General features: G+C 60.5%; 7 protein-coding genes. All 7 read left to right on the forward strand.

From position 1 onward, the window contains the following. Positions 1–10 precede the first annotated feature (10 nt). The 7 genes from AC1Q6I_RS27635 to hisC all read left to right on the forward strand — a co-directional run bounded on the left by AC1Q6I_RS27635 (position 11) and on the right by hisC (position 5,917). Positions 11–658, forward strand: coding sequence for an MlaC/ttg2D family ABC transporter substrate-binding protein (locus tag AC1Q6I_RS27635; RefSeq protein WP_041161099.1), 648 nt, complete (start codon positions 11–13; stop codon positions 656–658). Next, positions 655–960 carry an STAS domain-containing protein gene (locus tag AC1Q6I_RS27640; protein ID WP_102625286.1) on the forward strand — a complete coding sequence of 102 codons (306 nt, stop codon included), beginning with the start codon at positions 655–657 and terminating at the stop codon, positions 958–960. The genes AC1Q6I_RS27635 and AC1Q6I_RS27640 overlap by 4 nt, the downstream gene beginning before the upstream one ends. 104 nt (positions 961–1,064) lie before the next feature. Then, positions 1,065–1,304 carry a BolA family protein gene (locus AC1Q6I_RS27645; protein WP_024073478.1) on the forward strand — a complete coding sequence of 80 codons (240 nt, stop codon included), beginning with the start codon at positions 1,065–1,067 and terminating at the stop codon, positions 1,302–1,304. A gap of 23 nt (positions 1,305–1,327) precedes the next feature. Beyond that, the gene (gene murA / locus AC1Q6I_RS27650) at positions 1,328–2,593 is read left to right on the forward strand and encodes a UDP-N-acetylglucosamine 1-carboxyvinyltransferase (RefSeq protein WP_024073479.1); all 1,266 of its coding nucleotides are present in this window, start codon (positions 1,328–1,330) and stop codon (positions 2,591–2,593) included. A gap of 181 nt (positions 2,594–2,774) precedes the next feature. After that, positions 2,775–3,410: an ATP phosphoribosyltransferase gene (gene hisG / locus AC1Q6I_RS27655; RefSeq protein WP_003188599.1), complete on the forward strand. Its 636-nt coding sequence runs from the start codon at positions 2,775–2,777 to the stop codon at positions 3,408–3,410. A gap of 127 nt (positions 3,411–3,537) precedes the next feature. After that, a complete protein-coding gene (hisD, locus tag AC1Q6I_RS27660; protein ID WP_024073480.1) occupies positions 3,538–4,863 on the forward strand; it encodes a histidinol dehydrogenase in 1,326 nt (441 codons plus the stop codon). A 1-nt stretch (position 4,864) separates the two neighbouring features. After that, complete coding sequence (gene hisC / locus AC1Q6I_RS27665) at positions 4,865–5,917, forward strand: histidinol-phosphate transaminase (protein ID WP_102625285.1); 1,053 nt, start codon at positions 4,865–4,867, stop codon at positions 5,915–5,917. Positions 5,918–6,045: the final 128 nt, after the last annotated feature.

The raw sequence follows: 6,045 nt of genomic DNA on the forward strand, positions 1-6,045 counted from the left end.
GAACCTGTTCATGATCTCTACCTTGCGACGTGGCCTGCTGGTACTGCTTGCGGCGCTGCCGCTGATGGCTAACGCGGCAGGTTCTGCGCACGAACTGGTGCAGGACACCACCAGCAAAATGCTGGCTGACCTGACTGCCAATAAAGAGCAGTACAAGCAAGACCCGAGTAAGTTCTACGACGCGCTCAATACCATTGTCGGCCCTGTCGTCGATGCCGAAGGCATTTCGCGCAGCATCATGACGGTCAAGTACTCGCGCAAGGCCACGCCTGCGCAGATGCAGACGTTCCAGGAAAACTTCAAGAAGGGTCTGTTCCAGTTCTATGGCAACGCCCTGCTGGAGTACAACAACCAGGGGATCACTGTCGATCCGGCCAAGGATGAGTCGGGTGACCGCACCAGCGTTGGCATGACCGTCAAAGGCAGCAACGGTGCGATCTACCCTGTGCAGTACACGCTGGAGAAGGTTAACGGTGAGTGGAAACTGCGCAACGTGATCATCAACGGTATCAACATTGGCAAGCTGTTCCGCGACCAGTTCGCTGACGCGATGCAGCGCAATGGCAACGACCTGGACAAGACCATCAATGGTTGGGCCGGTGAAGTGGCCAAGGCCAAGGAAGAAACCGATAAAGCAGCCGGGAAACCCGCGCAATGACCGAGTCGGCTGTTCGTATCGGCGAAGCCGGCGAGCTGTTCCTCAGCGGCGTGCTGGATTATCGCTCCGGGCCTGACCTGCGCAAGCAGGGCCAGGCGCTGATCAACGCGAGCACCGCGCCTGCGCTGGTGCTGGACTGCTCGGCGGTAACCAAGTCCAGCAGCGTCGGTTTATCGCTGCTGCTGTGCTTTATACGTGATGCCGAGGCGGCGAAAAAAACGGTCAGTATCCGTGCGCTGCCCGACGACATGCGTGAAATTGCCGAAGTTTCCGGTCTGACCGAACTGTTGGCGCATCCTTAATAAAGGAGCCCCCCGTCAGAGTCCTGCTATGCGGGGTTCGCAGGCGCGGGGCTTTTTTGTATGATGTGCGACCCGTGCGCACTGGGCGCCGATAGAGGTTGAGCATGCAGGCCCTAGAAGTTAAGAGCTTCCTTGAAGGAAAGCTGCCGGAAACGAAAGTAGAAGTTGAAGGCGAAGGCTGCAACTTCCAGCTGAACGTGATTAGCGATGAACTGGCGGCACTCAGCCCGGTCAAGCGTCAGCAGCAGATCTATGCCCATTTGAACCCGTGGATCACCGATGGCAGCATCCACGCGGTCACTATGAAATTTTTCAGCCGCGCGGCCTGGGCCGAGCGCACCTGAGCCCCCAAGGCGTCGAGATTCTTATGGATAAATTGATTATTACCGGCGGTGCCCGCCTTGATGGCGAGATTCGCATTTCCGGTGCGAAAAACTCTGCCTTGCCGATCCTGGCCGCGACCCTGCTGTGCGATGGCCCCGTAACCGTAGCCAACCTGCCGCACCTGCACGACATCACCACCATGATCGAGCTGTTTGGTCGCATGGGTATTGAGCCGGTAATCGACGAGAAGCTGTCCGTCGAAATCGACCCGCGCACCATCAAGACCCTGATCGCCCCGTACGAACTGGTGAAAACCATGCGTGCGTCGATCCTGGTGCTGGGCCCGATGGTTGCCCGTTTCGGCGAAGCCGAAGTCGCATTGCCTGGCGGTTGCGCCATTGGCTCGCGTCCGGTGGACCTGCACATCCGTGGCCTTGAAGCCATGGGCGCAACCATCGACGTCGAGGGTGGCTACATCAAGGCCAAGGCGCCGGAAGGCGGCCTGCGTGGCGCCAACTTCTTCTTTGATACCGTCAGTGTGACCGGTACCGAGAACATCATGATGGCCGCTGCCCTGGCCAATGGTCGCAGTGTGCTGCAAAACGCCGCTCGCGAGCCTGAAGTGGTCGACCTGGCCAACTTCCTGATCGCCATGGGGGCCAACATCACCGGCGCCGGCACCGACACCATCACCATCGACGGTGTGAAGCGCCTGCACCCTGCCACCTACAAAGTGATGCCGGACCGCATCGAGACCGGTACCTACCTGGTTGCTGCTGCCGTCACCGGTGGTCGCGTCAAGGTCAAGGACACCGATCCGACCATCCTGGAAGCGGTCCTGGAGAAACTCCGCGAAGCCGGTGCCGAAATCACCACCGGTGAAGACTGGATCGAGCTGAACATGCACGGCAAGCGGCCAAAAGCCGTCAACGTGCGTACTGCTCCGTACCCGGCGTTCCCAACCGACATGCAGGCGCAGTTCATCTCCTTGAACGCGATTGCCGAAGGCACGGGTGCAGTGATCGAGACCATCTTCGAAAACCGCTTCATGCACGTGTACGAACTGCACCGCATGGGCGCGAAGATCCAGGTCGAAGGCAACACGGCCATCGTTACCGGCACCGAGAAGCTCAAGGGCGCGCCAGTCATGGCCACCGACCTGCGCGCTTCGGCCAGCCTGGTGATCTCGGCGCTGATCGCCGAAGGAGACACCCTGATCGACCGCATCTACCACATCGACCGTGGTTACGAATGCATCGAAGAAAAACTGCAGATGCTCGGCGCGAAAATCCGCCGCGTACCGGGCTAGTCCCAGTAGCTGCGAAAACATCCACTGTGGCGAGCCCGCTCGCCACAGTAAGATGTTTTGCGGTTAACTGAGTTTGTCCCTGCTGAATACGATTTCAAGTCGAGGCTGTCATGGCCTCGATCTGTGTCTGGCGCCGTTTGCGACCGGACAGCAATAGCCTGATGAAGGACTGACATTTCCCATGTTGACCATCGCACTGTCCAAGGGCCGCATCCTTGACGACACCTTGCCGCTTCTGGCTGAAGCGGGCATCGTGCCGACCGAGAATCCGGACAAGAGCCGCAAGCTGATCATCCCTACGACCCAGGATGACGTTCGCCTTTTGATCGTACGGGCTACCGACGTGCCGACGTACGTTGAGCATGGCGCGGCCGACCTCGGTGTCGCCGGTAAGGACGTGCTGATGGAATACGGCGGCCAGGGCCTTTACGAGCCGCTGGACCTGCGCATTGCCCTGTGCAAGCTGATGACCGCCGGCCGTGTCGGTGATGTCGAGCCTAAAGGTCGCCTGCGCGTGGCCACCAAGTTCGTCAACGTCGCCAAGCGCTACTACGCCGAACAAGGCCGTCAGGTCGACATCATCAAGCTCTACGGCTCGATGGAGCTGGCACCGCTGATTGGCCTGGCCGACAAGATCATCGACGTAGTCGACACCGGCAACACCTTGCGTGCCAATGGCCTGGAGCCCCAGGATTTCATTGCCGACATCAGCTCCCGGCTGATCGTCAACAAGGCTTCCATGAAAATGCAGCACGCCCGTATCCAGGCGTTGATCGACACCCTGCGCAAGGCAGTGGAGTCTCGACACCGCGGTTGACTCACCCGCGTAGCTTAAAAGCTGCGCCCGTCTATCCGCCTCATAGCCAGAATTCTCAGGTGCCCAAGCGGAGCGAACGGTAGTTTAGGGCGCCTGAGTTTTTGCCAATTCTATTGAGGCCCTCGCTATGACCACGTCCACTGCAATTGCCCGACTCAACGCTGCCGACCCGGATTTCGCCCATCATCTGGATCATCTGCTGAGCTGGGAAAGCGTGTCCGACGACTCGGTCAACCAGCGGGTGCTCGACATCATCAAGGCCGTGCGCGAGCGCGGTGATGCAGCGCTGGTGGATTTCACCCGCCAGTTCGATGGCCTGGACGTCAAGTCCATGGCTGACCTGATCCTGCCTCGCGAACGCCTGGAGCTGGCCCTGACGCGCATCACCGCGCCGCAGCGCGAAGCCCTCGAAGTCGCTGCGACCCGAGTGCGCAGCTACCACGAAAAACAGAAGCAGGACTCCTGGAGCTACACCGAAGCCGATGGCACCGTGCTGGGCCAGAAGGTCACGCCACTGGACCGCGCCGGTTTGTACGTGCCAGGCGGTAAAGCCTCGTACCCGTCGTCGGTGCTGATGAACGCGATCCCGGCCAAGGTGGCGGGCGTGACCGAAGTGGTCATGGTGGTGCCGACCCCGCGTGGTGAAATCAACGAGCTGGTACTGGCAGCGGCTTGCATCGCCGGCGTCGACCGCGTGTTCACCATCGGCGGCGCCCAGGCTGTCGCGGCCCTGGCCTATGGCACCGAAAGCGTACCGAAGGTCGACAAAGTGGTCGGCCCCGGCAACATCTACGTCGCCACCGCCAAGCGCCATGTGTTTGGCCAGGTCGGTATCGACATGATCGCCGGGCCTTCGGAAATCCTCGTGGTGTGTGACGGCCAGACTGACCCGGACTGGATCGCCATGGACCTGTTCTCCCAGGCTGAGCACGACGAAGATGCCCAGGCGATCCTGGTCAGTCCCGATGCCGAGTTCCTCGACAAGGTTGCGGCCAGCATCAATAAGCTGCTGCCGACCATGGACCGCGCCGACATTATCGAGAAGTCGATCAATGGCCGTGGTGCGCTGATCCTGGTGCGTGACATGGAGCAGGCCATCGAAGTGGCCAACCGTATCGCACCGGAACACCTGGAGCTGTCCGTGGCCGACCCACAAGCCTGGCTGCCGTCGATTCGCCATGCGGGTGCGATCTTCATGGGCCGCCACACCAGCGAAGCCCTGGGTGACTACTGCGCGGGTCCCAACCACGTATTGCCGACCTCCGGCACCGCGCGCTTCTCGTCGCCGCTGGGGGTGTATGACTTCCAGAAGCGTTCGTCGATCATCTTCTGCTCGCCACAAGGTGCTTCCGAGTTGGGCAAGACCGCTTCGGTGCTGGCCCGTGGTGAATCCCTGAGCGCCCACGCCCGCAGCGCTGAATACCGCATCCTTGACGACAAGAAAGGTAATTGAGATGAGCAAATTCTGGAGCCCCTTCGTCAAGGACCTCGTGCCTTACGTACCCGGTGAGCAGCCGAAGCTGACCAAGCTGGTCAAGCTCAACACCAATGAAAACCCCTATGGCCCATCGCCCAAGGCGCTGGCGGCCATGCAGGCCGAGTTGAACGACAACCTGCGCCTGTACCCGGACCCCAACAGCGACCTGCTCAAGCAGGCCGTGGCCAAGTACTACGGGGTCGACGCCGGCAAAGTGTTCCTCGGCAACGGTTCCGATGAAGTCCTTGCGCACATCTTCCACGGCCTGTTCCAGCACGACTTGCCGCTGCTGTTCCCGGATATCAGCTACAGCTTCTATCCGGTGTACTGCGGCCTCTATGGCATCAAGTCCGACCCGGTGCCGCTGGATGAGCAGTTCCAGATTCGCGTTGCGGACTACGCCAAGCCCAACGGCGGGATCATCTTCCCCAACCCGAACGCGCCGACTGGCTGTGTGCTGGCGCTGGAGGCGGTGGAGCAGATCCTCAAGGCCAGCCCGGATTCGGTGGTGGTGGTTGATGAAGCCTATATCGACTTTGGTGGCGAAACGGCGATCAGCCTGGTCGACCGTTACCCGAATCTGCTGGTGACGCAGACCCTGTCCAAATCGCGCTCACTGGCCGGTTTGCGCGTGGGCCTGGCGGTGGGGCACCCGGACCTGATCGAGGCACTGGAGCGGGTCAAGAACAGCTTCAACTCCTACCCGCTCGATCGCCTGGCGATCGTTGGCGCGGCGGCGGCGTTCGAGGACCGTGAGTATTTCGAGAAGACTTGCCAGTTGGTGATCGACAGCCGTAACAAGCTAGTCGCGCAATTGGAAGGCAAAGGCTTTGAAGTATTGCCATCGACTGCGAATTTCATCTTCGCCCGCCACCCTCAGCACGACGCAGCGGGCCTGGCGGCCAAGCTGCGTGAGCAAGGGGTTATCGTGCGGCACTTTAAGCAGGAGAGGATTGCCCAGTTCCTGCGGATCAGCATCGGTACGCCGGAACAGAACCAGGCGCTGATTGATGGCTTGGGTGAGCTCTAAGCCACACTGAAGATGTAAAAATGTGGGAGGGGGCTTGCCCCCGATAGCAGTGTGAAGTGCGCCCCAAAAGCTGGACAGCTGTTGGTTAGGCTACAGCGGACCGGGTCCTGTACGCTACAGGGCTCAGT

The sequence above is a fragment of the Pseudomonas sp. MPR-R2A5 genome (assembly GCF_058793055.1).